Source organism: Sphingobacterium prati (assembly GCF_013167215.1).
GTDB lineage: Bacteria > Bacteroidota > Bacteroidia > Sphingobacteriales > Sphingobacteriaceae > Sphingobacterium > Sphingobacterium prati.
On record NZ_JABJWY010000035.1, the window covers coordinates 367,883 to 393,219 of the forward strand.

Annotated in this window: 25 protein-coding genes and 1 tRNA gene; 15 read left to right on the forward strand and 11 right to left on the reverse strand. The window is 39.3% G+C overall.

Annotated elements, in window-relative coordinates:
- Nucleotides 1–658 precede the first annotated feature (658 nt).
- Nucleotides 659–1,576, reverse strand: a complete 918-nt coding sequence (locus HPC41_RS17380; protein WP_172395273.1) for a helix-turn-helix domain-containing protein — start codon at nt 1,574–1,576, stop codon at nt 659–661.
- Nucleotides 1,577–1,620: 44 nt separating this feature from the next.
- The gene (locus HPC41_RS17385; RefSeq protein WP_172395274.1) at nt 1,621–2,424 is read right to left on the reverse strand and encodes an SDR family oxidoreductase; all 804 of its coding nucleotides are present in this window, start codon (nt 2,422–2,424) and stop codon (nt 1,621–1,623) included.
- A gap of 441 nt (nt 2,425–2,865) precedes the next feature.
- Here HPC41_RS17385 and HPC41_RS17390 point away from each other — a divergent pair, with 441 nt between their 5' ends.
- The 8 genes from HPC41_RS17390 (at nt 2,866) to HPC41_RS17425 (ending at nt 8,237) form a co-directional block, all read left to right on the forward strand.
- On the forward strand, nt 2,866–4,044 hold the full coding sequence (locus HPC41_RS17390) for a hypothetical protein (protein ID WP_172395275.1): 1,179 nt from the start codon (nt 2,866–2,868) through the stop codon (nt 4,042–4,044).
- Between the two features lie 58 nt (nt 4,045–4,102).
- The gene (locus tag HPC41_RS17395) at nt 4,103–4,408 is read left to right on the forward strand and encodes a helix-turn-helix domain-containing protein (protein WP_172395276.1); all 306 of its coding nucleotides are present in this window, start codon (nt 4,103–4,105) and stop codon (nt 4,406–4,408) included.
- Between the two features lie 386 nt (nt 4,409–4,794).
- Entirely contained in the window at nt 4,795–5,058 is a 264-nt protein-coding gene (locus tag HPC41_RS17400) for a helix-turn-helix domain-containing protein (protein WP_172395277.1), read from the forward strand.
- Nucleotide 5,059: 1 nt separating this feature from the next.
- Entirely contained in the window at nt 5,060–5,377 is a 318-nt protein-coding gene (locus HPC41_RS17405) for a hypothetical protein (protein WP_172395278.1), read from the forward strand.
- 11 nt (nt 5,378–5,388) lie between these two features.
- Nucleotides 5,389–5,937: a BfmA/BtgA family mobilization protein gene (locus HPC41_RS17410; protein ID WP_172395279.1), complete on the forward strand. Its 549-nt coding sequence runs from the start codon at nt 5,389–5,391 to the stop codon at nt 5,935–5,937.
- Nucleotides 5,938–5,940: 3 nt separating this feature from the next.
- Entirely contained in the window at nt 5,941–6,927 is a 987-nt protein-coding gene (locus HPC41_RS17415) for a DUF5712 family protein (RefSeq protein WP_172395280.1), read from the forward strand.
- 96 nt (nt 6,928–7,023) lie between these two features.
- Entirely contained in the window at nt 7,024–7,338 is a 315-nt protein-coding gene (locus HPC41_RS17420; protein WP_172395281.1) for a hypothetical protein, read from the forward strand.
- Between the two features lie 86 nt (nt 7,339–7,424).
- Entirely contained in the window at nt 7,425–8,237 is an 813-nt protein-coding gene (locus HPC41_RS17425) for a hypothetical protein (protein WP_172395282.1), read from the forward strand.
- Nucleotides 8,238–8,285: 48 nt separating this feature from the next.
- On the opposite strand, the gene HPC41_RS17430 is transcribed toward HPC41_RS17425, so the two are convergent.
- Nucleotides 8,286–8,672, reverse strand: coding sequence for a helix-turn-helix domain-containing protein (locus HPC41_RS17430; RefSeq protein WP_172395283.1), 387 nt, complete (start codon nt 8,670–8,672; stop codon nt 8,286–8,288).
- 128 nt (nt 8,673–8,800) lie between these two features.
- On the opposite strand from HPC41_RS17430, the gene HPC41_RS17435 reads away from it, so the two are divergent.
- Genes HPC41_RS17435 through HPC41_RS17445 form a run of 3 tightly spaced genes read left to right on the forward strand, consistent with a single transcriptional unit; the run spans nt 8,801 to nt 11,214 of the window.
- On the forward strand, nt 8,801–9,700 hold the full coding sequence (locus tag HPC41_RS17435; protein ID WP_172395284.1) for a HEPN domain-containing protein: 900 nt from the start codon (nt 8,801–8,803) through the stop codon (nt 9,698–9,700).
- Nucleotides 9,701–9,713: 13 nt separating this feature from the next.
- Nucleotides 9,714–10,976, forward strand: coding sequence for a hypothetical protein (locus HPC41_RS17440; RefSeq protein WP_172395285.1), 1,263 nt, complete (start codon nt 9,714–9,716; stop codon nt 10,974–10,976).
- Between the two features lie 7 nt (nt 10,977–10,983).
- Complete coding sequence (locus HPC41_RS17445) at nt 10,984–11,214, forward strand: hypothetical protein (protein ID WP_172395286.1); 231 nt, start codon at nt 10,984–10,986, stop codon at nt 11,212–11,214.
- Nucleotides 11,215–11,408: 194 nt separating this feature from the next.
- On the opposite strand, the gene HPC41_RS17450 is transcribed toward HPC41_RS17445, so the two are convergent.
- The 6 genes from HPC41_RS17450 to HPC41_RS17475 form a co-directional block, all read right to left on the reverse strand.
- Nucleotides 11,409–11,945: an ORF6N domain-containing protein gene (locus tag HPC41_RS17450; RefSeq protein WP_172395287.1), complete on the reverse strand. Its 537-nt coding sequence runs from the start codon at nt 11,943–11,945 to the stop codon at nt 11,409–11,411.
- 54 nt (nt 11,946–11,999) lie between these two features.
- Complete coding sequence (locus HPC41_RS17455) at nt 12,000–13,220, reverse strand: site-specific integrase (protein ID WP_172395288.1); 1,221 nt, start codon at nt 13,218–13,220, stop codon at nt 12,000–12,002.
- Nucleotides 13,221–13,468: 248 nt separating this feature from the next.
- A tRNA-Lys gene (locus tag HPC41_RS17460) sits at nt 13,469–13,541 on the reverse strand.
- A 140-nt stretch (nt 13,542–13,681) separates the two neighbouring features.
- Nucleotides 13,682–13,960, reverse strand: coding sequence for a LapA family protein (locus tag HPC41_RS17465; protein WP_172395289.1), 279 nt, complete (start codon nt 13,958–13,960; stop codon nt 13,682–13,684).
- An 82-nt stretch (nt 13,961–14,042) separates the two neighbouring features.
- Nucleotides 14,043–16,874: a heavy metal translocating P-type ATPase gene (locus HPC41_RS17470; RefSeq protein WP_172395290.1), complete on the reverse strand. Its 2,832-nt coding sequence runs from the start codon at nt 16,872–16,874 to the stop codon at nt 14,043–14,045.
- A 290-nt stretch (nt 16,875–17,164) separates the two neighbouring features.
- Complete coding sequence (locus HPC41_RS17475) at nt 17,165–17,398, reverse strand: hypothetical protein (protein WP_172395291.1); 234 nt, start codon at nt 17,396–17,398, stop codon at nt 17,165–17,167.
- Nucleotides 17,399–17,667: 269 nt separating this feature from the next.
- On the opposite strand from HPC41_RS17475, the gene fbp reads away from it, so the two are divergent.
- Both fbp and HPC41_RS17485 read left to right on the forward strand, forming a co-directional pair.
- Entirely contained in the window at nt 17,668–18,675 is a 1,008-nt protein-coding gene (fbp, locus tag HPC41_RS17480) for a class 1 fructose-bisphosphatase (protein ID WP_172395292.1), read from the forward strand.
- 118 nt (nt 18,676–18,793) lie between these two features.
- Nucleotides 18,794–20,242 carry a L,D-transpeptidase family protein gene (locus HPC41_RS17485; RefSeq protein WP_172395293.1) on the forward strand — a complete coding sequence of 483 codons (1,449 nt, stop codon included), beginning with the start codon at nt 18,794–18,796 and terminating at the stop codon, nt 20,240–20,242.
- Here HPC41_RS17485 and HPC41_RS17490 read toward each other — a convergent pair.
- On the reverse strand, nt 20,239–21,828 hold the full coding sequence (locus tag HPC41_RS17490; protein ID WP_172395294.1) for a DUF3943 domain-containing protein: 1,590 nt from the start codon (nt 21,826–21,828) through the stop codon (nt 20,239–20,241). The genes HPC41_RS17485 and HPC41_RS17490 overlap by 4 nt on opposite strands.
- A 167-nt stretch (nt 21,829–21,995) precedes the next feature.
- Here HPC41_RS17490 and HPC41_RS17495 point away from each other — a divergent pair, with 167 nt between their 5' ends.
- Nucleotides 21,996–23,528, forward strand: coding sequence for a SulP family inorganic anion transporter (locus HPC41_RS17495; RefSeq protein ID WP_172395295.1), 1,533 nt, complete (start codon nt 21,996–21,998; stop codon nt 23,526–23,528).
- Nucleotide 23,529: 1 nt separating this feature from the next.
- Here HPC41_RS17495 and HPC41_RS17500 read toward each other — a convergent pair whose 3' ends face one another.
- Nucleotides 23,530–24,120 carry a methyltransferase domain-containing protein gene (locus HPC41_RS17500; RefSeq protein WP_172395296.1) on the reverse strand — a complete coding sequence of 197 codons (591 nt, stop codon included), beginning with the start codon at nt 24,118–24,120 and terminating at the stop codon, nt 23,530–23,532.
- A 239-nt stretch (nt 24,121–24,359) separates the two neighbouring features.
- Between HPC41_RS17500 and HPC41_RS17505 the strand changes: the two genes are divergently transcribed.
- Complete coding sequence (locus tag HPC41_RS17505) at nt 24,360–25,244, forward strand: bestrophin family protein (RefSeq protein WP_172395297.1); 885 nt, start codon at nt 24,360–24,362, stop codon at nt 25,242–25,244.
- Nucleotides 25,245–25,337 lie beyond the last annotated feature (93 nt).

Sequence of the window (25,337 nt, forward strand, 5' to 3'; positions counted from 1 at the left end):
TCTAATATCAAATATACAGCAATGTAGCGGATCTGATATCCATGAAATCAGGGATTTTTAATCGCAGCTTCCATAGGATCAAACCTGGTCCTTCTTTCGAATTCGTATATTACCAAACAAGAAAAGCTAATCTTGCGATTAGCTTTCTTTGTGATCCCGCTGGGATTCACACCTAGTGTAAAAACCAACGTTTAAATAGTATTTGGGGCTGTTTTGTAATTCTACTCATTGAATTACTCACGTTTTTTTCGATACGTTTTAGCTGCAATTGCTATATTTAAATATAGTCAATTCTGCGGTAAAAACAAATATTAAAAATAATTAAAAAATTCAAACTGGATATTGTAGAATAGTTCACCAAATCAGATGTTAACCCCCTTTGTTTAAGTTGTTTTGTTTCGTGTATTTTTAGCTATGTGATTAATTTCATTGATGAAATACTATATACTTGGTAAGTGAGTTAATTCACACAATACTTAATTTAATCTCTAAATATCACTGAATTTTCATCTTAAATTTCATCTAAATTTTCAATGATTTCTTTTAAGTGTATACCGTTATTGGAAATAAGGAATTTCTCAATTGTAGCCCTATTGAAAACAAAGACCAACCTGCCGTCTTTTCGCCAATCACTGAGAAATAGAATTGGTACAATTTGCTACGAAATCTGGTTTTTCCTGAAATGAAGTGGTGATAACCCTGTTTTTGTTTTAAATACTTTTGTGAAATGTGAAGGATGTTCGAATCCAAGCTCATAAGCAATTTCGCTTATAGATTTTGACGTTCCAAGCAGCAGATTTTTTGCCTTATCAACCAACCTGAGATGAATATGTTCAATCGTTGTTTTTCCGGAATATTTAGTGAGAAGGTCGGATAAATAGTTAGAAGAAAGATAAAGTTTTTCCGCAAAATATTTCACTTCGGGGATACCTTTGTCAATGAGATTTTCATCATCAAAATAGTGATTGAGCAACTGTTCAAAATTATGAAGAATATCGTTGCTCACTTTTGACCTCGTAAAAAACTGCCTCTCGTAGAAGCGGTCGCAATAGTTGAGAAGTAACTCGATATTATTTAAAATCAAGCCTTGTGTGTGGCGGTCGATGTTTTTTGAATATTCTGTTTGAATGGCAGAAATTATCGTCTCGAGCGTTTTCTTTTCTTCATCAGAAACGTACAGGGCTTCATTGCTTGAGTAGTCGAAAAAAGTATAGTTCCGAATCTTTTTGCCCAATTCGGAACCATAGATGAAATCAGGGTGAAATGCCAGAAACCATCCTTCGTCAATCTCAGTATCGGTATCAGAACTTGTCTGTACTATCTGGTCAGGCGCAATGAACATCAAAGCACCTTCCTGAAAATCATAATCTGAACGGCCGTATTTAAAGCTGCCGTCGAATTTTTTGTAAACAGCTGCATATAAACCCAGATGATGAAAATGCTGGGCAGAATCCGTATCTTTTCTTTTGATTTTTGTCAGGTCGATAACGCTTACCAGAGGATGTTTTGGACTTTCAAGACTATAATATCGATGAAACTCTGAAATCGAATGAATATTGATGAATGATTCCGGCATTTCGTTGGAATTTTTAATGGTAAAGTTAAATCTTTTTTCAGCAATTACTCCTGCATAAATCTTAAAAAATCTTCTTCAGAATTTTGATTTTTCAAATCGATATAGAACTTTGCATCCTCCCCAATACTGTATCTCAATCTGGATTGATCATCTGTTGCTGCCTCAAAAATAGTATTTGCAACTTCTTCGGTCGTAGCATTTGATACATGTTCCGTACGTTTTGTAAACTTTGGAATGAAAGACGCCAGTTCCTGATTGTAATCCTCAATCGTATTCTGAATCATTTCCATTCCGTTTCTGAAATTGGTCGCAACGCTTCCGGGTTCCACAATTTTAACGGAAATCCCAAAAGATGACAATTCAAAATACAATGCTTCAGAAAAACCTTCAACGGCAAATTTCGAACTGTTGTATAAACTTGTAAAAGGACTGGCTGTCACACCTCCGAAAGATGAAATATTGACGATAACTCCGCTTTTTTGTTTTCTCATCGCCGGTAAAATGGCTTTTGTCATATTCATCAGGCCGAAAACATTGACTTCAAATTGTTTTTGAATCTGAGTTTCGTCCGAAGATTCGAAAACGCCTATCAAACCGTAGCCCGCACTGTTGATCAGAACATCAATCGTACTGAACTTTTCCAGTCCCTTTTCAACTGATTTTTTAATACTTTCCAAATCTGTAACGTCCAGTTTTACCAAAAGCAGATTTTCACTATCCTTTAATTCCTCTTCCTTTTCAGGAGAACGCATAGCAGCGATGACATTCCAGCCTTGGTTTTGAAACAATTTTGCAGACGCTTTTCCGAATCCTGATGATGCACCTGTTATTAATACTGTCTTTTTCATAATAAATGATTTAATTTTCTGATTACAAATTTCCTTCAAATCATTGTGAGGCATTTGATGATTTCACGGAAACACTTATACATTTCTCTGATTTTTAAAATTAAGTGTATTTCTGTGCGGTTCTTCCGCTCAAATGTGCTAGGAAGTGAGGGAGTGGCTGAACGAACTTTATCTCAACAAAAAGGAATAGTTACCAATCATTATTCACAATAAAAATTAAGACAATTATTACTTCAGTACAAGAATTAGTAAACGAAGTAGTTAAAACCAACTGGAAATCTGTTGGTTTTGTTGTTCAATAAATATCAAGAAATCTTATGCACCGTAAATATTGTGCTTTAGGATAATAATGTCTTTTATTAGAATCAATCTGTTTTATTGTTAGCTTATTGGCTAACTAATTCATTAATTTAGCAACAATATCTTCTAAAACTGAACGGCATGTTTTTCCACCATCTTAAAAATTTCAGTCCTTATTCCGGTCATATATATGATGATATGAGAGTTTCCTCCGTTCATAAAAAGTCAGGTCATCTTGGTAAGAAAGACAGCCGTTTTGACTTGATTGATAAATTGGGCTACTTTCCGTTTAGGGAATTGATTAGAGATGGTAAGGCTTATTTTATCAGTGATACAGACCTGTACGATTTCCTGAATATGAAAGAAAGTACCAGTGTCGATTATACGAATGAATCTTACGGCGAATGGGATATAAAACAAAAAGAAATCTTTGAGCTTTGCTTTTTCGATGGTTACAATGAGGGCGTTAGTACGTTTGAACTTAATCTGGGCGTATCTTATCCGGCACTCCCACACGAACAGAAAGTGCAGTACCTAAAGGTGTTTTGCCTGCATTGCCTTGACTTTCTATATTTTGATGGTGATCTTGATAAAGATTTGTTTTATAATTTAGGCTATTTGCAAGCCAGTCTGTACAGGGGTTTTATAGAAATTAATAATATCAACAGCAGTCTACCAGAAGGAAGCCCAGGATTACGTTTACATTTTGACAGCCATCTAAAAGTAGTTGAAATTTCAAAAGTCCCTGAAAAAGAAAATCCCGCTATAGTTAAAGCGGAGCTAGTCGAACAACCTGAACCTGAAAAAAGCACCCCCGTTATAGAAACAAGTCCGTCACTTGCTTTTCCTCGCATTGAACTGATGTGTGATTTGGAAGAGGTAAAGGCAATATGGCGGGTCTTAACTGCACCTATGAACACCAGCAAGGGCAAAGAGGAAGCTGCACTAAGCAATAAAGAACTAACAGATTTCTTAGGATCTGCATTTAGTTCGAATGCATTTCCGCAAATATTAAAGCGCCCTGAAAATCCGTTTGTTAAAAGAACGTCAAGAGGTGATATGCGTAGTGTACTGAACGCATTAATGTATAGCACGTATAATTTAAACCATGAATACAACCGGAGCGTTAACCAAATTGAATATGTCACTAGCTTAAAACGGCATTTTCCTGTTTTTGATGGCTCTAAACCGGAAAGTATTAAAAACGTCATATCAACCAATGCCTTGAAAGGCATGAAGGTTATCAAGGAAAGCCAGCCGATAAACCCCCATATCGAAGAAATGCTAAGCATCCTTAAAAAACATAAATTATTACATTAATGTCATTGCTTTTGTAAGGGATTTTTCACCATTCCTTTGTATCCATAAAACGAAATTTATGGAAAAAGAGAAAATCCTATTTACCGCATTATCTGTCAGCGAACTTTCCAGTCTTATGGAAAATTCTGTTAGGAAAGCCATTTCAAGTGGCGACCTAAAAAGGCATGATGTTGACGAACTGCTCAATACCAGACAGGCGGCCGCATTGGTTAATTATAAAGCATCGACGCTTTATGGTCTGGTTAAACAGAACAAAATCCCCTTTTCAAAGACAGCAGGTAAATTGCTGTTTTCCCGAAAGAAGTTATTAGTGTGGGTAGGCGCAAAAGGCGAGACTGCGGAGAAAATCCCACCACCAACATAGCTATATATACACTTAACAACGGTTTATGTGTAACAAAAACTAAGGACAGAGTACGTTAAAATAGGACAGCACAAAAACCTGTGGGGCTTTCAGGGGAGCTGTCATTGGCGGTAGAGAGGCGGTTCAGGCAGTCAGTCCCCTTTTCGGGGGCTGAGCAAGCGGAAGTTGGGCAGAGCCCTACTTGCTTGCCCTTACGCTATCGCTACAGGGGTTTCAAGTAGCCTCCGGGGCTACTTTGGGGCTTGCAAGCCTTACAGGAACCATAAACGGTATACTTTCAGGTATACCAATTAGCTAACAAAGCAGATAAGCAGTTAGCCAGCTAATTAGATATATGATTAGCCAGCTAATCAGTAAAATTAAAATATTCGAGAGGAGCGCAATTTATGAAAATAGACATCATCACAATGGAAGACCTCCGCCAGTTCAAAACAGAACTGTTGCAGGAAATGAAAGGCATTATCGGACAAGGGACGGAAAACCAGCAAAACGGAGAATGGTTAAGGAGCGCACAGGTGCGCAAAATGCTGAACATATCAGCAGGCACTTTACAGAACCTGCGCATCAACGGGACATTGCCGTTCCGCAAAATTGGGGGTACAATGTATTACAGTAAGGTGCAAATTGAAAAAATATTGAAAGGGGAATAACATGAAGAACTATCTGAATATACAACACCACGCCCTTAGCGGATATTTTGAACGGGTGGCACTGGAAAGCCGATTTTACGCCACCCACATCAGCCTGCTGATGGCATTGTTCTACTACAGCGACAGCGATGCACCTGAAAAAACCTTTCAGGTCAGCAGGCCAAAGCTGATGCGGTTCTCCCGCATCAGATCTATCGCCACCTACCATAAGAACATCAAAGACCTTGTAGAATTTGGCTACATAGAATATAATCCCTCATGGCACCCGCAAAGAGGTACACAAATAAGGTTTATTATCGAAATACCAAACCATCCTTAAACATTCGGGATATGGAGGATATTAATACAAAATCGGTGCGCTACCCTGTAGCCACCGATATCAAACTGGAAAAGATCGCTCTCAAGTTGGGCAGGACAAAAAAGACGACCGTCATACAAATGGTAGAGTATTTCTACCGGAGCAAGAAAGACCCCTTAGACCTGAATGACGAACTGCTTAAAAAAGAGCTGGTCAACGGAAACAACCGGATTATTGGCTTTTTTAAAACGCAAGAAAAAGATTTCCTGTTACCCATCTTCAGCGATACAGGTACGCTGGTTACTATTACAAAGCAACACACACTGTACATTAAGGATATTGGCAAGTATATGGCGCAGGATCTTGAAAATACGAAAAAGCTTGCAGAGGGTATGACAGCACTTCAACGTGGTATTGCCAGAACACAAACCCATTTGGAAGACAAAGCGTTGCTGAAATTACGATTTAGCAAGATCCTTGAATATTACATCACCCAAAGGGAATCGCTGGGCTGGACTACGGCCAACGTTAAAAAAGAGGAACTGCAAGCCCATGTCAGGCAATCACTGGAAAATCTATAGCTTATGTTCATCAACATCACCACATCAGAAACGGGAGACAATAAGGGCAGCAGCGGTGCGCTGGTCAATTACCTTGAAAAAGAGAACCAGATGCAGACCGAAAAGGGCAAAGGTCTGGAACTGGAAAATTGGTTTAACGGTACTGGTAACGAAATCCGCAGGCAGGAAGTCAGGATGAAGATAGACGGCAACATTGCCAAACTTGGACGTAGCGACAGTAAATTTTTTCTGATCAATATCAGCCCTAGCCAAAAGGAACTGGCGTACCTTTACGAGATGTACGGCAAGAATGGTACAAAAGAAAAGCTAAAGGAATTTGCGGTGAAGGTAATGGATGAGTATGCCAAAAACTTCAAAAGACCAGGCATTAACAGCCATAAAGATTTGCTCTGGTATGGAAAGCACGAAAACTACCGTTATTACAAACATACAGATAAGGAAGTAAAGGACGGAACACGGCAAAAGGGCGAGCGCAAAGAAGGAAGACAGGATCATATCCAGATCATCGTCAGCAGGAAGGATATTACGAATAAGATTAAGCTTAGTCCACAAAATACATCAAAGGGTAAAAATAAAGAGCATTCAGCCAAACTTGGCGAGTTTAACCGGACAGCTTTCAAGCAGTCGGGGGAAAAGCTATTTGATCAGGTTTTTGACTTTGACAGGAGTGTAAAAGATACCCTTGTCTATGCCAATATCATGAAGAATGGAACAAGCGAACAAAAAACGCAAATGCAAATTTTGGAAAGTATTCAAAACCAGCAACCTGAATCTTCTAAAATACTCAGAGAACTAAGTATCGGAGTGGCAGAAGATCTATTTAAAAATATTGGCCAAATGATTAGTACCGCAGGTAAATCTGGCTGTGATTTGCTCAGCATTCTGATGGAACCTATTTACGAGCTACCTCAAATAAATCCGATTGAAGAAGCTGAAAAACGCAGAAGAAAAAAGGCGAAAAAAGATATTTCGCAAGGACGAGGGCTCTAATCCTCTAAGTCTTTTGAAGATCTTATGGTTTCCAGTTTTGTTTATCATCTTTACATCAGTAAATTGCGCTAATAGTAGGGAACAAATAGAATAAAAATGGAATTTAATTTTAAAATAAAGACACAAAAACCGGAATTAATAAAAAATGATGAATATCCCTTATTTTGGCAAAGTGCAAAAAATGCTGGTTTATTTGATGAAATAGGCGTTTGCAAGGTTCAATTGGAGGATGATAATCAAGTCAACTGTGATGCTACTTTAACTACGGGTGGAATTGAACATTCAATAAATGATGTGATTGCCTCGAAATTCTCACCTACTGATGTATTCGCTGGAAAATTTGAATATGGAATATTATTCAAAGATGATGTTCACGGAAATGAATATGTTTACGGCTTTTGCCTATTTTAGCAAAAAACCGAAATACCTGCCATTACTCATGTGAGTAAGTGAACATTTGAAAGCTAACAAGTTAGCCGTACCTTAAATTCGATACTTTGGAAAACAACTACAATCTCCTCCCAAAAAAATTCCATGAACAGCATGACTTCTGTTTGGGGCTGGTTAACGAGATAGAAAAATTGATAGTGGATGAAGAGTATGCTGAGTTAAGAATTCAGAGTATTAATATCCAAGGAAAACCTAACATTGAAAAGGGAGAACATATTTTAGATTATTTACTTCGTATCGGCGAAAAGGAATTTCATGACAAACATCTAACAAATCATATCATATATGGTCTCCTAATCGATATTTTATACTTTTTAAAAGAGGCTTTAAGTGCATCCACAAAAAGAAGATTAACAGTTTCATTCTCCCTAATAAGAAAACCCTTTGTTTATGACTTGATTGTTTTGCTTAGAATTTTTTTTACTACAGATTTTTTGGAAGAATTTAATTCAAATGATGGCTTTGATAGTACGAAAATCACAAAGCAAGATTTATTGGAACTACTTGAATTATCAACATCAGCACTACTAACAACATCAATAACAAAAGACGACATTTTTGATTTTGTATTTAACCAAGAATTACCAGATAGCCTTATAAATATATCTAATAAAGCTTTGCATCCATCAACCACAAGGAACAAACAAAACCTAACAGGTATACAAAACTTAAACTTTATTTTTTCAACCATTGATGATATAGAAAGCCAATGGGAGTATTTTTACAACAGACTTTCTGTTCTTTCAATCTATTTAGTTGAAGTTTGTGATTTTATAATTTGCCATCAACTTAAACTAGATAAAAATTTTTACCCTAAAAGGCTGACTGATAGAATGAAGCTTTACAAAAAAACACAATAGCTAAAGACCTTTGAGCGATCAAGCAGATTAAAAAGTTAAATAGAAAAATTATTGATTTCCTTTTTTCAATAATTCTACTTTTTCACGTTCGCTTTGAAGCAGTCGTTCATAAAGTTCTACCACTTTATCTAAAGGATTATAATGACATTGGTAATTATACTGGTATGCTGATGCGTTATCATGCATATTTTGAATATGGAATATAAGAACTTCTTCACTGAAATTCTTTATTGCTTCAGCGCTCACACCAAGTACACCCGCAATTTTTTCCAACATTGCATCTTCAACTTCCTCACTCTGCTCTATCTTGGAAATGGTCTGCTGGCTTACGCCTAGTTCAATAGCAAGATAGTCCTGCTTGATACCACGTATTTCCCTGATACGACTGATCTTTCTGCCGATGTGCACTTTGTTAGATTTTGTAGGCGTTTCCATAAAGCAAATATAATAAATTCCTAATATAGTAATGAACCAATGTGTTGTAGTAAGATACCAGCCTTATTGGTAGGTTACGGCAAGCCATGTCCGCAATTTTAACCTGTTAATCAAAAAATGTAGCAATCATGGAAACACAATTCTCGCAATCTGGCCAGTTCCAGAAAGAAAACTTTTCCGGCTTTATCAAAGAGCTGGTTCAAAAATTCAAACCCGAGCAAATCTATAGCTTTGGTAAAAACATCGATTTTAAAATCAATGACGGTTGTTTTATTGAGAACCACAGTACAGAAAACTATCATTATTTTTTGCTGATGGTAACCGAAAGCGTTACGAGAATTGAACACGAAGTGCAAGACTTTGCCAATAATCATTATCCTTTCGGCAAGATCACCATATTGGCTCATGGAAAAGAAACCGTTGGAGAGGCACTAAAGGCCAATAACAGGTTTTTCATTACCGTTTATAATGATGGTCAGATTATTTATAGTCGGGACGGCATGGTGCAAACTTTCCAAACTACAAGTTTGATACCCATACAGGGAGCGGTAAAAGCCCAAAAACATTACAACCACCGCTTTCCATTGGCAACAGGATTTTTAAAAAGTGCAAAAGAATGCCTGACGAACCAACATTACAATCTAAGTGCATTTATGGCGCATCAAGTCGTAGAACAATGCTGTATAGTTTTAATAAGGGTTCATTTGGCTTACCGTTCTGATATACACAACCTATATAGACAGCTTCGGATGTGCGATAGCTTTTCTCCGGCACCATCAAGCCTCTTCTTATCGGGCAGAGAAGAGGATAAACGGCTCTTTGACATTATGGTAAAAAGTTATTCCGCTGCACGCTACAAAGATGATTTTAAGGTTGAACAAGCCGATGCTGAACAAATATTCACCCGTGTTTCAACCTTTCTAAAGCTTACTGAAATTATGTGCGGTGAAAAGATAAAATCTCTTGCAATAGTGGCAGAATCCTACACACAATTAAAAAAAGAAAGTGAGGTGGATCATGCTGGATAAAAATATTCCATCGATGAACTTCTTTCATTTGCCTTTTACACCCAATACGAGAATACTTACAGAAAATACACTGAACCAATATTCCGAGATCAGAAAACCTAAAAGGGGTTATTTTCCAATTAAAATCAGGAAGATATCTTTCAGCAATGAATTGCTTGTAATAGGTGTAATTCTGGACAAAGAGCCCGAAGAAATGGTTTACCTTAAGGTAACCACCTCCGAACTATTGGTGAGTTGCAGCGTCGATACCCATGAAAACTATTTGAGCCGATACGCTTATTTTGCGCTTAACCAGCTGATGTACTACCACACTGAATATGATTTCGAGGACTATTATTGGCCGGGATTCTTTGATCAGGAAACAGGGGGATCTAAATACCTGATGATCCATAAGTCGAAGGATAATTTGCATGTGTCGTCAAAAGTGAGGTATAAAGGCCTATATAAGCCGGGAAAACAACTTCCTATAGTATCTGCAAATATAGTGGAGCTACGGAAAGCAGTTCCTTCAATTCAAGAAGAGCCACCTAGAAAAACACACAAGGTGTTGGGTTTCTGTTTAGCAGATAACAACAATGAAAGGTTCCGAACAAATCATTATCCCTTTTTAATTCCTTATACAGGGATTTTGAACAAGGCTAAAACCGAGGTAAGAAGCTTTACAACATACGTGCTTAATGAAATGCAACTTTCTGAAATCGATCTTTCGGACGAACAACAAAACCTCGTTGAGATTTGCTTCGACATGAAGAAAATAGCCTTGGTTGCTAACCCAGAATATAAAGAAGACGCTCATAAGCTTTCTGAAAAACGGAAACAGAACCAAAATAATTTCAATCAGCTTTTTGAGCTCTGGCAAAAGGCGCTTCCTTTACTTTCAGGAAGGTTGTACACACACTACAGTTATACATATGGAATGCGTAATGTAAAAGGCAAGCCAAGAAGATCGTATATGACGCCATGCGCCTTTAATAATGAAACACCAGAAATCTGTTTTCTATGGAAAGATATGGGCGATTATTATAAACTAGAACTTCGACTAATGTTTCAAGGAAAAATACATCCGCTACAATATTACTTCAATACCGCTTTTTTTGCTATGCTGAGCTACAGCCCGAGAAATTATGTGCTGTTGAACTCTGTTGATGATAGTCAACTGGTCAGTTATTTTCAGCAAAGCCAATTTCAGCTCTTAGTACTAAAGAAACACTATGAGGGTGATTTCAAAAATTTTGTAGATCAATTAAGAATGGTATACCGTTTCATCAATAAATAAAGAGGTTATGGAAGAAATTTTAAAGGCTTTAAATTATCAACCCATTGATATCTCCGATGAGGATCTTGATAATCCTGTGCCGTCAATTACTTATTTTTTCGTGAACCATCCGATTCACGAATCCCGTACTAAGCTTTGGGAGCTATACGAGGGATGGATTCATTTCGCTGCTGAATCTCCTGAAGGCGAGGAACTAACAGATATGTTATTTTTTATAATCAATTGGTGGAACTGCTGAACCTATGTTATGTATTTACCAAAAAAATTGAATTAAATAAATAGCGATATTATCAATCAAAAACCATAAATAGGATTTACTTGAATAATGCCTGCAAATTGGCCGTCCCGCATTTGCGGCCTGCGGAACGGCCTCCGCTCTTGGCTGTTGCTGTTCCCGCTTTTGGCATATACGGAGAAGCCAGTAACAGAAAACTACAGTTCGTCGGGCTTGAACCCAATTCGTGTCCTTTTCGGCGCTGGCCGTTCCTGTTTCTCCAGCAGTTCGTCTAGGTAGCGGAAAACGATCTCCATGTTTTTGTCTTGGTTATTCAGTTTTCCTTTAATCTTTTCAATTTCCAGCCTGATCTCTGTATTGTCGGACAGCACATGGCGCATTTTGGTAAAAATGCGGATGATCTGGATGTTTACCTCAATAGCCCTTGTGCTGTTTAGCACGCTGGAAAGCATTGCCACGCCCTGTTCGGTAAAGGCCGTGATGTTATATTTCGAGTGCGCCCCGTGTCTTAAGGTGCCAAATTGGCTCCTTAAGATTTTCTGTTCCTCCGTGTTTAGCTCAAACATGAAATCTTCGGGAAAACGTTCTGCGTTTCTTTTTACCTGCCGCTTTAGCTGTTTGGTTTCCACTCCATATAGTTCAGCCAGATCGGAATCCAGCATCACTTTATGCCCTCTTATAATGTAAATCTGGTTCATAACCAGTTCATCAGAAATTTTGATCTTTGTTTCCATTCTATTAGCGTGTATTTAAAAGCGGTCGGCACATGAGCTGCCGACCGGAAGGAATTAAATTGAGGCAAAAATTTGTCTTAAGGGTGCCATGTCGCTGCTTACCTTTTCATCCAGCATTTTTGCATAAAGTTGGGTGGTGCGTATATTGGTATGTCCCATCATTTTTGATACGCTTTCAATAGGTACACCATTCAAAAGGGTAACTGTAGTGGCAAAAGTGCGCTTGGCGATCCGGTTGCCGAGTGTCTTGACGATATCCGATAGTGCGGCAATCTCCACCAAATACTCGTTCATTTTTTGATTGCTGGAAATCGGCAGCGCCCTGTTCTGATTGACACAGAAAGGATGATCTTTATACCTTTCTAGAATATCAGCGGCTATTGGGATAAGCGGGACGGCTACAGGCGTACCAGTTTTTTTACGATAGCTGAACAGCCACTTTTCCCCGTCAATACCTATACGTATGTCGGTTTGTTTGAGTTTTTGCACATCGGCATAGGACAACCCCGTATAGCAGCTAAACAGGAAAAAGTCTCGAACCTGTGAAAGTCTTGCGGTACTGTATTTTTTGCCGGCAATGTTTTGCAGTTCATCCGCAGTAAGGTATTCCCTTTGTACGAGTTTTGATTTCAACTTATAACCAAAGAAGGGATCGGTGATGATCCATTTGTTTCTAAGACATATACGGACGATTTTTCCAAGATTTTTAAGGTGCTTACTGGCTGTATTGGTATCATTATCCTTTGAAGTGTGCAGGTAGAAATCAAAACCATCAATAAACTCATGGTCTATATTTCGGATATTGAGGTCACCTGTTCGGTATTTCAGTAAAAGATATTCTTTAACGTGCTTTTCCAGTACCTTAAACCGCCTCAAAGTGCCTTCCGCATAATCTTCCTTTTCTACAAGTGCGGCCATGTTTGTGTTGTGAATTTTAATGGCCTCCATAATAGTGTGCATTTTTTCGGCCTTGCCCAGATACTTGCATTTAACGCTTTCAGCGGATATGTCTGCGTCTTCTACGCATAAAGAAGTATGGGCAGCGGTGACACCTGCTTTCATTTTGTCGAGATAGGAATTTAAAGTTTTGGCATCTTCTTTTGTGCCGATCATGTGACCCGCTTTGGTGTTCCACAATTCCGGTTCACATTTTCTGCTGGCGGACATTTCCACAGGTTTTCCGTTAACGGTAATCCTTAGATAAACAGGAACAGCACCTTTAACATAATTTTTTGGTTTCTTCAGGTAGAAGAGCAGACTGAAATTAGTTTTCATAATCGACTGATTTAAAGTTAACAAAGTTAGCCTTGCAGTCTAATCGTATCAAGTCGTTTAATGATTGAACGTTCTGTAAGTCAATAACTTACATCATTTCCAGTGAGTATGCCACTCTGTAAAACTACTCACCGAATCACTCACTTTTTTTATGCGATTTATTGCATATTTTGGTGTTTCCGGTAAAATAAAAAAGCTTGCAATCATTTGATTTGCAAGCTTTTACGTAGTTTTGATACTATCTTTTGTGATCCCGCTGGGATTCGAACCCAGGACCCATACATTAAAAGTGTATTGCTCTACCAGCTGAGCTACGGAATCATACTTCTTTTTTTAAACTACCGTTCCTTGTTTGAAGTGATGCAAAGATAGGATTAATCTCTTTTTCTCACAACTATTTATATAATAAAAATGGGTTTAATGTGTTTAAACCTTCATTTTTAGCAGTTTATTTTTTGTCATTATGATAGAAAGTCCCGATCTTCATCGGATAATTTGGACTTAGGTTCCTGATATTCCTCTTCTAATTGATCTGATAATGCTGTATTTTCCCGTTGTTGTTTCTTTTTACCACCCTTTAATAAAAAAGCGAAGAGAATACCCATTACAAAAAAGGTCAGGATGAGTTTCCATAACGCTATGTTGCCCTCAATAAAAAGGTCAATATTTACAGTTTGTGAATTCTTGACACAAACCAGCGTTACGATGACCGTCAGAAGTATTAAAAATATGTTGCGCATAATGATGATAAATATATGTCATTAGGAATCGCGAATATAGTTATTATCTATTTTTCAATGCTAACAAGCGGCTTTCTTTTGTTTAGTTTTTATCTATACCAATCGTTGCGCGGTTTAAGCGTAAGGAATTTAAAATCACCGAAACGGAACTAAAGCTCATTGCTGCTGCAGCTATCATCGGGGATAATAGGATGCCAAAGCTTGGATAGAGAAGCCCTGCTGCCAATGGGATACCTAGAATATTATATATGAAAGCAAAGCCTAAATTTTCTTTGATATTTCGAAGTAATTTATGACTCAGTATTTTGGCTTTGGCAATGCCGGTTAGGTCGCCCTGCAATAAGGTTAGCGATGCACTTTGTATGGCTACATCTGTTCCTGTCCCCATTGCGATACCGATATCGGCCTGTGCAAGGGCAGGAGCGTCGTTAATGCCGTCACCAGCCATCGCAACAACATGTCCTTGCTCCTGTAAACGGTGTATCTCTTGTAATTTATCTTTTGGTAATGCATTTGCTTTGAAATGCTTGATCCCAACTTGCTCGGCGACAGATTTTGCCGTATGTGCATTGTCTCCTGTGAGCATTATGACATCCACATCATGTTGGAGCAGGTACTGTATGGCCTGTTTGGAGGAGGCTTTAATCTGATCAGAAATGCTGAAATAGCCAAGTAAATCACCGCCTTTTGACAGATAAGAGACTGTTTTTCCATCGGATTGCGCCTGCGCTACAGTATTGCGTATCTCCTCGGGAATATCTATTTCCATACTTTCCATCAACAATTGGTTGCCTAGGGCAATCGGTTGATCGCTTAGCTCGCCTTTAATGCCTTGCCCGGCAATATTTTCGAAATTGGCAACCTGTTGTTCAACTTTATTTCCTTCTTTTTTTGCTCGTTTAATAATGGCCTGACCAAGTGGATGGGTACTGTTGCTATTTAACGAAGCTGCCAAAGACAGTATTTCGGAGATGCTGCTGATTCCTGTGGGTTGAATGTCATCAACGGCGGGCTTACCTTCGGTTATTGTTCCTGTTTTGTCCGTTAATACGACATCTACTTGGTTCATTTTTTCTAAGGCACTCGCATCTTTGATCAGAATGCCATTTTTGGCCCCCTTGCCGACCCCGACCATGACAGACATCGGTGTTGCCAGACCAAGGGCACAAGGACAGGCAACTATAAGAACAGCCAATGCGTTGGCAAATCCGTACGCTAATGATGGTGCAGGGCCCCATATCCACCAGACAAAGAATGTCAACAAAGCGATAACGATCACTATTGGAACAAATATTTCAGAGACTTTATCCGTAAGACGTTGTATCGGTGCTTTACTTCGACTGGCATCATTGACCATCTGGATGATCTGAGCCAATAGGGTATCTGAGCCGATGCGTTCGGCTTTCATCAAAAAAAGCCGTTCACCGTTGATCGTACCTGAGCTTACTTTGTCGCCTTCCTGTTTTTCGACAGGCAGGGGTTCACCTGTCAACATGGATTCGTCAATATTCGTTGTACCATTTGTGATCTGACCGTCTACAGGTATTTTATCTCCGGGTTTGACTTTCAGGGTGTCTCCAATCTGAATCTGATCAACTCCAATTTTTACGTCAACACCATTTTCGACCCGGGTAGCGTCCGATGGGCTAAGTTTAATGAGTTCTTTGATCGCTGAATTGGTCTTTGAATGTGCCTTGGCTTCCATCACCTGACCTAGAAGTACTAAGGTTAAAATGACTGTGACCGACTCGAAATACAAGGCAATATAACCATGATGATTTTTTAGGTCAGTAGGGAAGATCTGGGGAAAGAATAAACCTACAAGACTATAGAGAAATGCTGCACCCGCTCCAAGGGCGATCAGGCTGAACATATTTAAACGCCAGGTTTTAAAAGAAACCCAGCCACGCTGAAAAAATGACCAGCAGGTATAGAAAACGACGGGTAGGGATAATAATAATTGTATCCAACCGGACAAATCTGGCGGTATAATTTTACCAATGGGATTACCCGGAAGCATTTCCCCCATGGAGAGAACAAATATTGGAACTGTAAACAAAATAGAAAGCCACAGTTTCAGGCGGAGATCTTTATATGTCCGGTCCTCTTCGTGGTCGTTTCCACCAGCAATTGGAACAAGATCCATACCGCAGATCGGGCAACTTCCAGGCTGGTCCCGGACAATTTCGGGATGCATCGGACAGGTATATTGTGTTATTTTGTTCAATTCAGGAATTTTTTCAAGATTCATTCCGCAAACCGGACAGCTGCCCGGTTGATCATAAACTTTGTCGCCTTCACAGTGCATCGGGCAGTAGTATTTTCCTGCAGAACCCGTATGTTGCTGCTTGGACACTGCGGCAACGGACTGTTCATTGTGCTGATGCATATGCCCATGATGATCGTGCTCCTGTGTGGAAGATCCATGCTTGGGGTGATGATTATGATCCTCTGCGGTGGTATGTCGCCGCTGTTCAGGCTCCATTGTTTTGTTTGCAGCAGATCTTCCGAAATGATCCGAATGGCCTGTATGGCCATGCTGTTGTTCACTTCGAATCTGTTCGACTGGTACGAGATACATGCCGCAAACGGGGCAACGTCCTGGTAGGTCATATGTTTTCTCTCCTTCGCAGTGCATCGGACAATAGTACTTGCCTGTGGGGGACAGCGCTGAGGATCTAGCTTTATGTAAGGAAAGTTTTGGCTCGCTTTGTTCGCTGATTTGGTAGTTACCCAATCTAGATAGCATCCCTTGGATCTGATCTGCTGAAATTTCCTGCTCAGATTCTATCGTCAACAATGGTGGATCTAGCGAGACCTTAGCTTGGGCTTCGGGAAGCTGATTAATCGCGTTTTCAATGGTCGTTCTGCATCCATTACAGGACATGCCTGAAAGTTTATATTGGTATTGCATAGCATTTTATTATACAATAAATTTAAGGCTTATCGCTCGGCTAATGTTGTACTTTTACAATGTTTTTTTGTAATATTTCCATCCGCTGATCCATCATTACGATAAGAAAATCAGTGTATTGGATCACCAATTGCCGTGATGCACCATGTGGAATAAACAAACAAATGGAGTTATTTGTTTCCCAACAATTAGACCTGTTGCAAATGCAAAAAGCGGAGATGTGATAAATTTGACGCAAAAATTGTGCGTGGATGAGTTAATATGATGTTCTTTTTTGGTAAAATGATCCCTCAGGAAAGTAGCATGGCTTCGGGATGTTTTATTAAGCGTTGTATGGTTAATTGATTATCGAGCAAAGCCTCGTAAAAAGGAGCAGGAACCATTATTTTAAAAGTCTTGCGTGCTGTTTTAACGAAAAAAAGTGCCCCATGAATAACTTGCTTATCATCAATGATCAAGGTATGTTGTGTAACGGGCTGAGTACTTAGTTTTTCCTTTTCAACGAGCTGTATAAGTTGTTGCATTGTATCAATATATTTTGCTAAAATTACCAAATACTTATCATTTTTTGTTTTTTTTTATTTCTGAGGATTTAGAAGATATCTACTTCTTTTACCGCTTTGTTATCTTTTTGTAGTTAATAATCGTTTTAGCAGAAGGAAGTTTTCAACGATATGCGCAATCGATTGCGTATTTTATGAGCTAAAGTTTAGCTGGACAGGGAGATAGCTTTGCTAAAATCTATTTTACTTTTTTAGCTTTGTACAACAAAAAATATCCAATAAACACTATTATGAGTGGTATAACAACACTAGGACAATTTATTATTGAAAAACAAGCCGATTTTCCATATGCAAAAGGTGAGCTGTCTAGGCTCTTGCGTGATATCGGTATAGCAGCAAAGATTGTTAACAGAGAAGTCAACAAGGCTGGATTGGTTGATATTTTGGGGGATTCAGGGCAGATTAATGTGCAGGGAGAGGGACAGAAGAAGTTGGATGTGTATGCCGATGAGCAATTTATTAAAGCACTGCAAAGTGGTGGAGAATGCTGTGTCGTTGCCTCGGAGGAACATGAAAATCCAGTTTATATGCAATCTGGGGTTTCAAAAAACGCAAAGTATATTGTTTGTATAGATCCATTGGACGGTTCGAGTAATATCGATGTTAATGTCTCTGTAGGGACAATTTTTTCTATTTATCGCAGGCTTTCGGATACAGGTGTGTCATGTAATAGCAATGATATCCTGCAACACGGAACCCAGCAAGTTGCCGCAGGATATGTCATTTATGGAAGCTCAACCATGTTGGTATATACAACGGGCAAAGGGGTGAATGGTTTTACTTTAGATCCTTCCATCGGGGAATTCTGCCTGTCTCATCCCGATATGAAGATTCCTGAAGCGGGGAATATTTATTCGATCAATGAGGGAAATTACTCCAAATTCCCCAACGGTGTCAAACAATATATCAAATACTGTCAAATGGAAGACGCAGCTACCCAACGTCCCTATGCATCGCGCTATATTGGGTCGATGGTTGCTGACATTCATCGCAATTTGCTGAAAGGGGGGATCTTTCTTTATCCGACGACTTCAGCACACCCGAACGGGAAATTACGATTAATGTACGAATGTAATCCAATAGCGTTTATTATTGAACAAGCAGGAGGGAGGGCGACGAATGGATACCAACGTATTTTAGATATTGAACCCAAGACACTACACCAACGAACAGCGGCATTTTTAGGGAATACGGCAATGGTGAAACTCCTTGAGGATTTCCTTCTAAAACATCAGTAATTCATTATGTAGTGATTCGATGACAGGGAAGATTCGTTTGCCAATAAGAATTATTTATATTTGTTCCAGAAAATGGCTTCATTATTGCGAAGCCATTTCTTTTTTCATTATTTGTAGTATGTCACGTTTTTTAGTTTTTATTTCCTTCGTTTCAATAGTATTTTTTTCTTGCAAAGAGAATCCGCCCACTTATGGTGATGTGCTCGCACAAGGTTTTGAACAAAAATCTTATAAGGAGTTTGATACAACAGCCTATGTGAAGGTGTTTCAGGAAGTGTATGGTAAACAGAAAGGCAACCTGCATAACCCGAGCTGGATGAAGAAATTGTCTGATTCTACTGCAGGAATGACTTTAATCGCTGAACATCTATTTGACGGAAGCATTGATACCCTATTGAGTTATTTTGAACAAAGTGAAGAACATGGGATACGTAGCAGTTACTTCCACACTGCGGAGATAAAAGAGACGTTATTTTCGCTGCGCAAACTGCAACCAAAGGATGTCGCTGAGTCCTATCCGCTTTTAGCCAAGCTCGATCTTTTGGGGACAGATGGTTTTGTGGCTTATGTCAGCAGTATGAAATACGGTGTGGTTAATCCGAAGCGCCTGTACGGAAGATATTTTGTGCCGCAAAATCGCATGAATTATGCAAAGGTGATTCACATGCTGGACAGTGTGCAGATGGGCCCCTTGATGGCTAATATTCAGCCGAAAAATCAGTATTACATTCAATTTCAGCGTTTGTTGGAAAATGGTAATCTGGATAACACACAAAGGATTAACGTACTGATGGTACTGGAAAAATTACGCTGGATGGGGACGTCTTTTCCGGAGAAATATGTTTTTGTCAATATTCCTGAACAACGCTTACATATTATGGAAGATGGTAAAACCAGTCAATTGATGAACGTATGTGTTGGTGAAACTGCTAACCCTGCCTATACGCGCAAAGGTGAAAACCACGAAACCCCGGTCATGCAAGGTATTCTGGATGCGATGCAGATCAACCCGGTTTGGAATATCCCGAGCAGTATTGTAAAAAAAGAATTATTGGCCAGTGTAAGGAATAATCCAAATTATTTGGCCTCGCGTAATATGGTGGCTTACTATAAGGGAAAGCAGGTTGATCCAAGTACGGTAGATTGGCATGCGGATTCGGTTGAGAAATTCCGTTTTAAGCAAAATCCGGGATCAGATAATTCTTTGGGGAATGTGAAATTTCTATTTGAAAATGCTTATTCGATCTACCTCCATGATACACCTGCCAAACAAATGTTTGGGCAGACCAACCGTGCTGTGAGTCACGGCTGTGTACGTGTTGAAAAACCCGTTGACTTGGCCAGCTACTTGGTGAATAACGAGAAGCAAGCCGAGAAGATCGCAAAAGAAATTACAACTGACTCCATTTCCAAATCGAGGTGGGTAACGTTGAAACGTCAGATGCCTGTATACCTTACTTATTATACTACTTGGCTTGATGATGACGGTAAAATCGTTTCTTACCCTGATATTTATGGCTATGACCCGCGTCTGAAAGATGCATTGAAGAAATATTGGGCAAATTAATATTCTGAATTATAAGCCAAGGCCAAACGTATAAAAGGATAATCTTTATTCACTTTGTCATGGTCCCGGTAACGACCTTCCAGCCTGAAATATCCTGAGTAGAGATTAATGCCAAAGTTTTTCCAGATTCGTACCGAAGCGCTGGTTGATACAGTATGAAGATAATGATGGGATTTATTGCCACTGATAGTTACAAAATAACCGCCACGGTAGTCTATTCCAAATTTAAAGCGATTAAGCGTATTTAATGTTGCTGCGGTACGCACATCCATTCCTGGACCATAATCATAGGTACGGCTTTCTCCAAAATGAAGATATGGATCAGGTACCGCTGCCAGAACTACTGGTCCACCCCCCAAGACAGTAGTCAGTTTGGTGTGTTTACCGATGTTAAAATTGGAAAAAACATTGTAATTGATGCTTTGCGATCCATAGTAGAAAGCCTCATTACGCAAAAAATCAAAGTGAGCTGATACAATACCACGATGTGTGCCGGTTAAATCGGATAATATACGATTCCCATAAAGGGAGGCATATATGTTGACAGCATTTACGATTGAGCTGTCATCAGATCCAATTTCAAGATTGAGGATAAAGTCGTTAAAAGGTTTCTTTCTGTCGGCATATTCGTTGTTATAAATCAGTTTAATGCGGGCATAGATATCATTCTTTCCCCGGCTGATGACATTATGCTCTTTGGCATCAAATCTTCGAATACCTAATTCGGCTTCTGTATGAACCTGAGAGCTATCGATGACGATGCCTTTCGCTGTATTTCCCCAACGGCCGTCAAGTAGACGGTTTAAGCCGTTGATCGGATTGATCAACATCGCTAATATTTCTTTTTTATTTCGCTGTCCTTTCGTGAGGCTCGGTCTGGCAAGAATATGATGTGAAAGGCGGTGTGTCATCTCGCCGAGAATCGTTCCGCCAAAACTGGTATTAATAATATCGTTGACCGAAGGTGGTTCTGTCTCGCCTGCTGTCTCCCATATGTAGCTCCCTGCCACAGTCGCTATTGAGGACTGCCAGAAGCTAAAGTTGTTGGATCGGAATGAATTGAAATAGAACTGCCCGTGGTAGGGATGGGCGATTTGATTGGTGGCGAAGAGATTATCGTCCCAAGTCCAGGCCGAAAACTTTAAATGGCTGAAGAAATTTTTGAAAGAAATATGAGAGACTGGATCTTTTCGAATGAAATAATTGACCGAGGCCGGTATAGCTTGAATAGAAAACCATTCTATTCCGGCGCGTAGAAAGTTTTTCTTTTGAAAATTTAAGGTACTGTCGGATAATTTGGCATGAATCTGATCGGAAATCCATTTTGCCTGTTGTCTCGACACGGCGATACTATCTCTTGAATTTGTGTTCCTGATGAGCTGATTGACACTATCTGCTGATGATTTTAGGCACATCCTACCAAGCCTATGTGCTGTATCTCTGATTGTATATTGAACGTTATTTTGATTCGTTTGAATAGTGGCCATCGCTGGAAAATAGGAAAAGATCAATGCACAAAAAAAGGTCTTAAATACATTCAAAAGGAAAAATAAAATAGAACAATAAGGCTTTAGGTATAGTTTCATATCGGTCAATATGCTGTTTTGCAATAAGAGTTGTACTGAATAACAAATACAGGGTAAAACTGTTTTTCCGATTGCGATTCTTTCTCTCTTTAGCAACCTGCAAGTTGCTGATATACGGTATGGATTGTTACCTTTGCAACGTTTTATAATGTTCAACTGATTTCAATATGAACAATACCTTTGAATTTTTTAACATACGGTCCGTCAATTTTAAAAACGAACTTTTTGCTGGCTTGACGGTAGCCATGACGATGATACCTGAATCCCTTTCATTTGCGATACTAGCTGGTTTGCCACCCTTAACGGGCCTTTACGCTGCCTTCTTAATGGGACTCGTGACTGCTATTTTTGGGGGAAGGCCGGGTATGGTATCTGGTGGAGCTGGGGCAACTATCGTTGTTCTGATGGCGCTTGCAGCAAGTCATGGTATTGACTATCTTTTTGCGGCAGTGATCTTGGCGGGCATACTACAATTTTTTGTTGGTCTTTTCAAATGGGGAAAATTTGTCCGTTTGATCCCACAACCTGTTATGTACGGCTTCTTGAATGGGTTAGCCATTATTATTTTTATGGCGCAGGTTGTACAATTTAAGGCGAGCAACGGAACGGATATGGTCTGGATGTCGGGGTCGACTTTATATATTATGGGGGGGCTTACCTTATTGACAATGCTGATTGTTATCGGTTTTCCTCGGATCACAAAGGCGGTTCCCGCTTCATTAATTGCTATTTTGGTTGTTTTTGGTCTGGTATCATTACTAGGTATCGAAACGAAGAAAGTGGTGGATATAGCATCGGTAAGCGGATCACTCCCTCACTTTCATTTGCCTAATATCCCCTGGAGCTGGGACACATTGCAATTAATCTTCCCATATTCCTTGGTCATGGCGGGAGTAGGACTTGTTGAATCGCTTTTGACTCTTAATATGGTCGACGAAATCACTGCTAGTAAAGGAAATGCTAACCGTGAATCCATTGCGCAAGGGCTGGCAAATGCGATCAATGGATTTTTTGGTGGAATGGGTGGTTGTGCGATGGTGGCACAGACCTTGGTGAATTTGAATGCAGGTGCAAGGACGCGGTTATCCGCTTTTATAGGCGCAATGACAATTTTATTGATTATACTGGTCGGCGCACCTTTTATTGAGCAAATCCCCATGGCAGCACTTGTCGGTGTGATGATGATGGTCGCTATTGGCACTTTTCAATGGGTGAGTTTTCGGATTATCAATAAGTTCCCGAAACCGGATATTTTCGTTGGTATTCTTGTTGCCGGTATAACAGTGCTCTTGCACAACTTAGCTTTGGCTGTGCTTGTCGGTGTCGTAGTTTCTGCATTGGTCTTTGCCTGGGATAATGCGAAGCGTATACGGGCGAGAAAATATGTTGACCTAGAAGGTATAAAACATTATGAAATATATGGACCATTGTTTTTCGGGTCCACAGCAAATTTTTTGGATAAGTTTGATATTCAGGAGGATCCTGATCATATCATTGTGGACTTTAAAGAAAGTAGGGTCGTGGATATGTCTGCTGTGGATGCGCTAAATAAAATTACGGAGCGTTATGCTTCGCGACAGAAGAAAGTGGAACTGTGGCATCTCAGTGAAGATTGTCGCTCCCTCCTCAAAAACGCAACGGGAATTGCGGTCGTTAATATTAAGGATGACCCAACTTATCAAGTCATGCCCGGAAAATAGATTATTTCTTCCTTAATTCGATAAAAAGCTCAGTTCCTTGTCGTTGCGGTATACTATTGAAACAGGTCTCCATTTTTAAAATATCAAAGCTTGAAAGAAACAAATGCTGATATTCAGATTTGTTTCCACCGAATGGGGGGGGCTGTACAGGAAATTCTCTATCGAACAATAGACCTGCGAGAATACCGCGCGGTTGGAGCAGCGAAGCTATTTTGCTACTGTAGTTTTCCCGTAGGGCAGGATCCAACGCACAGAAAAAGGTCTGCTCCAAAATGTAGTCATATTGTTGTTCATGCTGAAAAAAATCCTGACAGATAATCTGAAGCTGCGGAATTACACCAAATGCTTTTTGAACCTGATCAACTAATGTCGGTGCGATATCAAGCAAGGTGATATTTTCAAAGCCTTTCTCCAGAAGTGCCTTAGCTTCGTGCGCGTTGCCACAACCGGGAATTAAAATAGATGCATCTTTGGGAATTACGGTCTCTGCATACTTTATAATCGCTGGTGATGCATAACCAATATCCCATCCGATCTCCATGTTCTTATAGCGATTGTCCCAATAATCTTTATTCAAATCCAATATATCCATAGCAACTTACACCTGTTAAAAGCAAATGGATACAATTTAAGGAAATCTTGTGTAACACGTTGTTATTTTAATTTTTTACTGGAAAAATGTTTCGATAATGTCAATGAAGAGCTGGAGAAAGAAGTGAAAATAATACGCTTTATTGCAGCTTTTTAACGTTTTGTTTGTCCTGTCGTAAAACAAAAAAATAACTTTCGGATTTATATAAAGTATTATTTCAACTAAAGACCATTAGTGATATGTTACTCAATAGGAGAATTTCGGTTTCATACTTTTTAAAGGCCATTCAGACAGATTTGATTCGAATAGTTTTTTTCGGCTGTTTGGTCGGGCTGCTGGCGAAGCATAAAGATTTTTTGACACTGCAGATTCCATTGTCATTAATTGCGATTGTAGGTACAGCAATATCGCTTCTGTTAGCATTTCGAACTGCACAATCTTATGATAGGTGGTGGGAAGCACGTATTGTATGGGGAGCAATTGTCAACGATTCGCGTAGTTTAATACGTCTTCTGCAAACTTTTATTACCAGAGATCAGGACATACACCTAAAAATGTTTGTCGAAAGGCAGATTATATGGAATTATGCCTTGAGCGAATCATTGCGAAAAGAATCCCATTCAAAACGGGTAGGAGAATATTTGGAAAGTTATCAGATCAATGATACAAATGTGGCTTACGGAATTTTAACTGCCCATGCAAAGCATTTACGCTTATTGGCCCAAGAGGGGTTGATCACTGAATTTAGACAAGTTGCTGTGGATGAGATTTTAACACGATTTTCTGATTCAATGGGGCGTTGCGAACGGATAAAAAACACAGTCTTTCCAGTGTCTTATGGTAAACTGATCCATTTCTTGATTTATTTATTTGCGCTCTTATTACCCTTTAGCCTGAATGATGATGTTATCTTGGTCAAAATGCTGCTGACGATCGGAATTCCCATTATTTTTATTATTATCGAACGTACTGCCATCTTAATGCAAGATCCTTTTGAAAATAAACCCATGGATACGCCGATGACAACGATCTGCCAGACCATTGAGATGAATTTGTTGGAGGCTATTGGTGAACCTACGCAAAAGCCAACTACACCTGCGGAGGAATATTATTACATTCTTTAACTGGTCCGCTACAAATTTTATCACCACACGTTTTTAAAACCGATAGCTTTATAACAGGACTAACTTATCCTGCTGTCTGTCCGGTTATAAAGT

What these genes read in the sequence shown, in the direction of transcription:
- HPC41_RS17505 (WP_172395297.1), top strand. Translation starts at nt 24,360, where the DNA reads ATGTTACTCAATAGGAGAATTTCGGTTTCATACTTTTTAAAGGCCATT.
- HPC41_RS17430 (WP_172395283.1), bottom strand. Translation starts at nt 8,672, where the DNA reads ATGGAAACGCCTACAAAATCTAACAAAGTGCACATCGGCAGAAAGATC.
- HPC41_RS17495 (WP_172395295.1), top strand. Translation starts at nt 21,996, where the DNA reads ATGAACAATACCTTTGAATTTTTTAACATACGGTCCGTCAATTTTAAA.
- fbp (WP_172395292.1), top strand. Translation starts at nt 17,668, where the DNA reads ATGAGTGGTATAACAACACTAGGACAATTTATTATTGAAAAACAAGCC.
- HPC41_RS17470 (WP_172395290.1), bottom strand. Translation starts at nt 16,874, where the DNA reads ATGCAATACCAATATAAACTTTCAGGCATGTCCTGTAATGGATGCAGA.
- HPC41_RS17415 (WP_172395280.1), top strand. Translation starts at nt 5,941, where the DNA reads ATGTTCATCAACATCACCACATCAGAAACGGGAGACAATAAGGGCAGC.
- HPC41_RS17400 (WP_172395277.1), top strand. Translation starts at nt 4,795, where the DNA reads ATGAAAATAGACATCATCACAATGGAAGACCTCCGCCAGTTCAAAACA.
- HPC41_RS17420 (WP_172395281.1), top strand. Translation starts at nt 7,024, where the DNA reads ATGGAATTTAATTTTAAAATAAAGACACAAAAACCGGAATTAATAAAA.
- HPC41_RS17445 (WP_172395286.1), top strand. Translation starts at nt 10,984, where the DNA reads ATGGAAGAAATTTTAAAGGCTTTAAATTATCAACCCATTGATATCTCC.
- HPC41_RS17390 (WP_172395275.1), top strand. Translation starts at nt 2,866, where the DNA reads ATGTTTTTCCACCATCTTAAAAATTTCAGTCCTTATTCCGGTCATATA.
- HPC41_RS17490 (WP_172395294.1), bottom strand. Translation starts at nt 21,828, where the DNA reads ATGAAACTATACCTAAAGCCTTATTGTTCTATTTTATTTTTCCTTTTG.
- HPC41_RS17450 (WP_172395287.1), bottom strand. Translation starts at nt 11,945, where the DNA reads ATGGAAACAAAGATCAAAATTTCTGATGAACTGGTTATGAACCAGATT.
- HPC41_RS17410 (WP_172395279.1), top strand. Translation starts at nt 5,389, where the DNA reads ATGGAGGATATTAATACAAAATCGGTGCGCTACCCTGTAGCCACCGAT.
- HPC41_RS17440 (WP_172395285.1), top strand. Translation starts at nt 9,714, where the DNA reads ATGAACTTCTTTCATTTGCCTTTTACACCCAATACGAGAATACTTACA.
- HPC41_RS17485 (WP_172395293.1), top strand. Translation starts at nt 18,794, where the DNA reads ATGTCACGTTTTTTAGTTTTTATTTCCTTCGTTTCAATAGTATTTTTT.
- HPC41_RS17435 (WP_172395284.1), top strand. Translation starts at nt 8,801, where the DNA reads ATGGAAACACAATTCTCGCAATCTGGCCAGTTCCAGAAAGAAAACTTT.
- HPC41_RS17500 (WP_172395296.1), bottom strand. Translation starts at nt 24,120, where the DNA reads ATGGATATATTGGATTTGAATAAAGATTATTGGGACAATCGCTATAAG.
- HPC41_RS17405 (WP_172395278.1), top strand. Translation starts at nt 5,060, where the DNA reads ATGAAGAACTATCTGAATATACAACACCACGCCCTTAGCGGATATTTT.
- HPC41_RS17465 (WP_172395289.1), bottom strand. Translation starts at nt 13,960, where the DNA reads ATGCGCAACATATTTTTAATACTTCTGACGGTCATCGTAACGCTGGTT.
- HPC41_RS17475 (WP_172395291.1), bottom strand. Translation starts at nt 17,398, where the DNA reads ATGCAACAACTTATACAGCTCGTTGAAAAGGAAAAACTAAGTACTCAG.
- HPC41_RS17385 (WP_172395274.1), bottom strand. Translation starts at nt 2,424, where the DNA reads ATGAAAAAGACAGTATTAATAACAGGTGCATCATCAGGATTCGGAAAA.
- HPC41_RS17455 (WP_172395288.1), bottom strand. Translation starts at nt 13,220, where the DNA reads ATGAAAACTAATTTCAGTCTGCTCTTCTACCTGAAGAAACCAAAAAAT.
- HPC41_RS17380 (WP_172395273.1), bottom strand. Translation starts at nt 1,576, where the DNA reads ATGCCGGAATCATTCATCAATATTCATTCGATTTCAGAGTTTCATCGA.
- HPC41_RS17395 (WP_172395276.1), top strand. Translation starts at nt 4,103, where the DNA reads ATGGAAAAAGAGAAAATCCTATTTACCGCATTATCTGTCAGCGAACTT.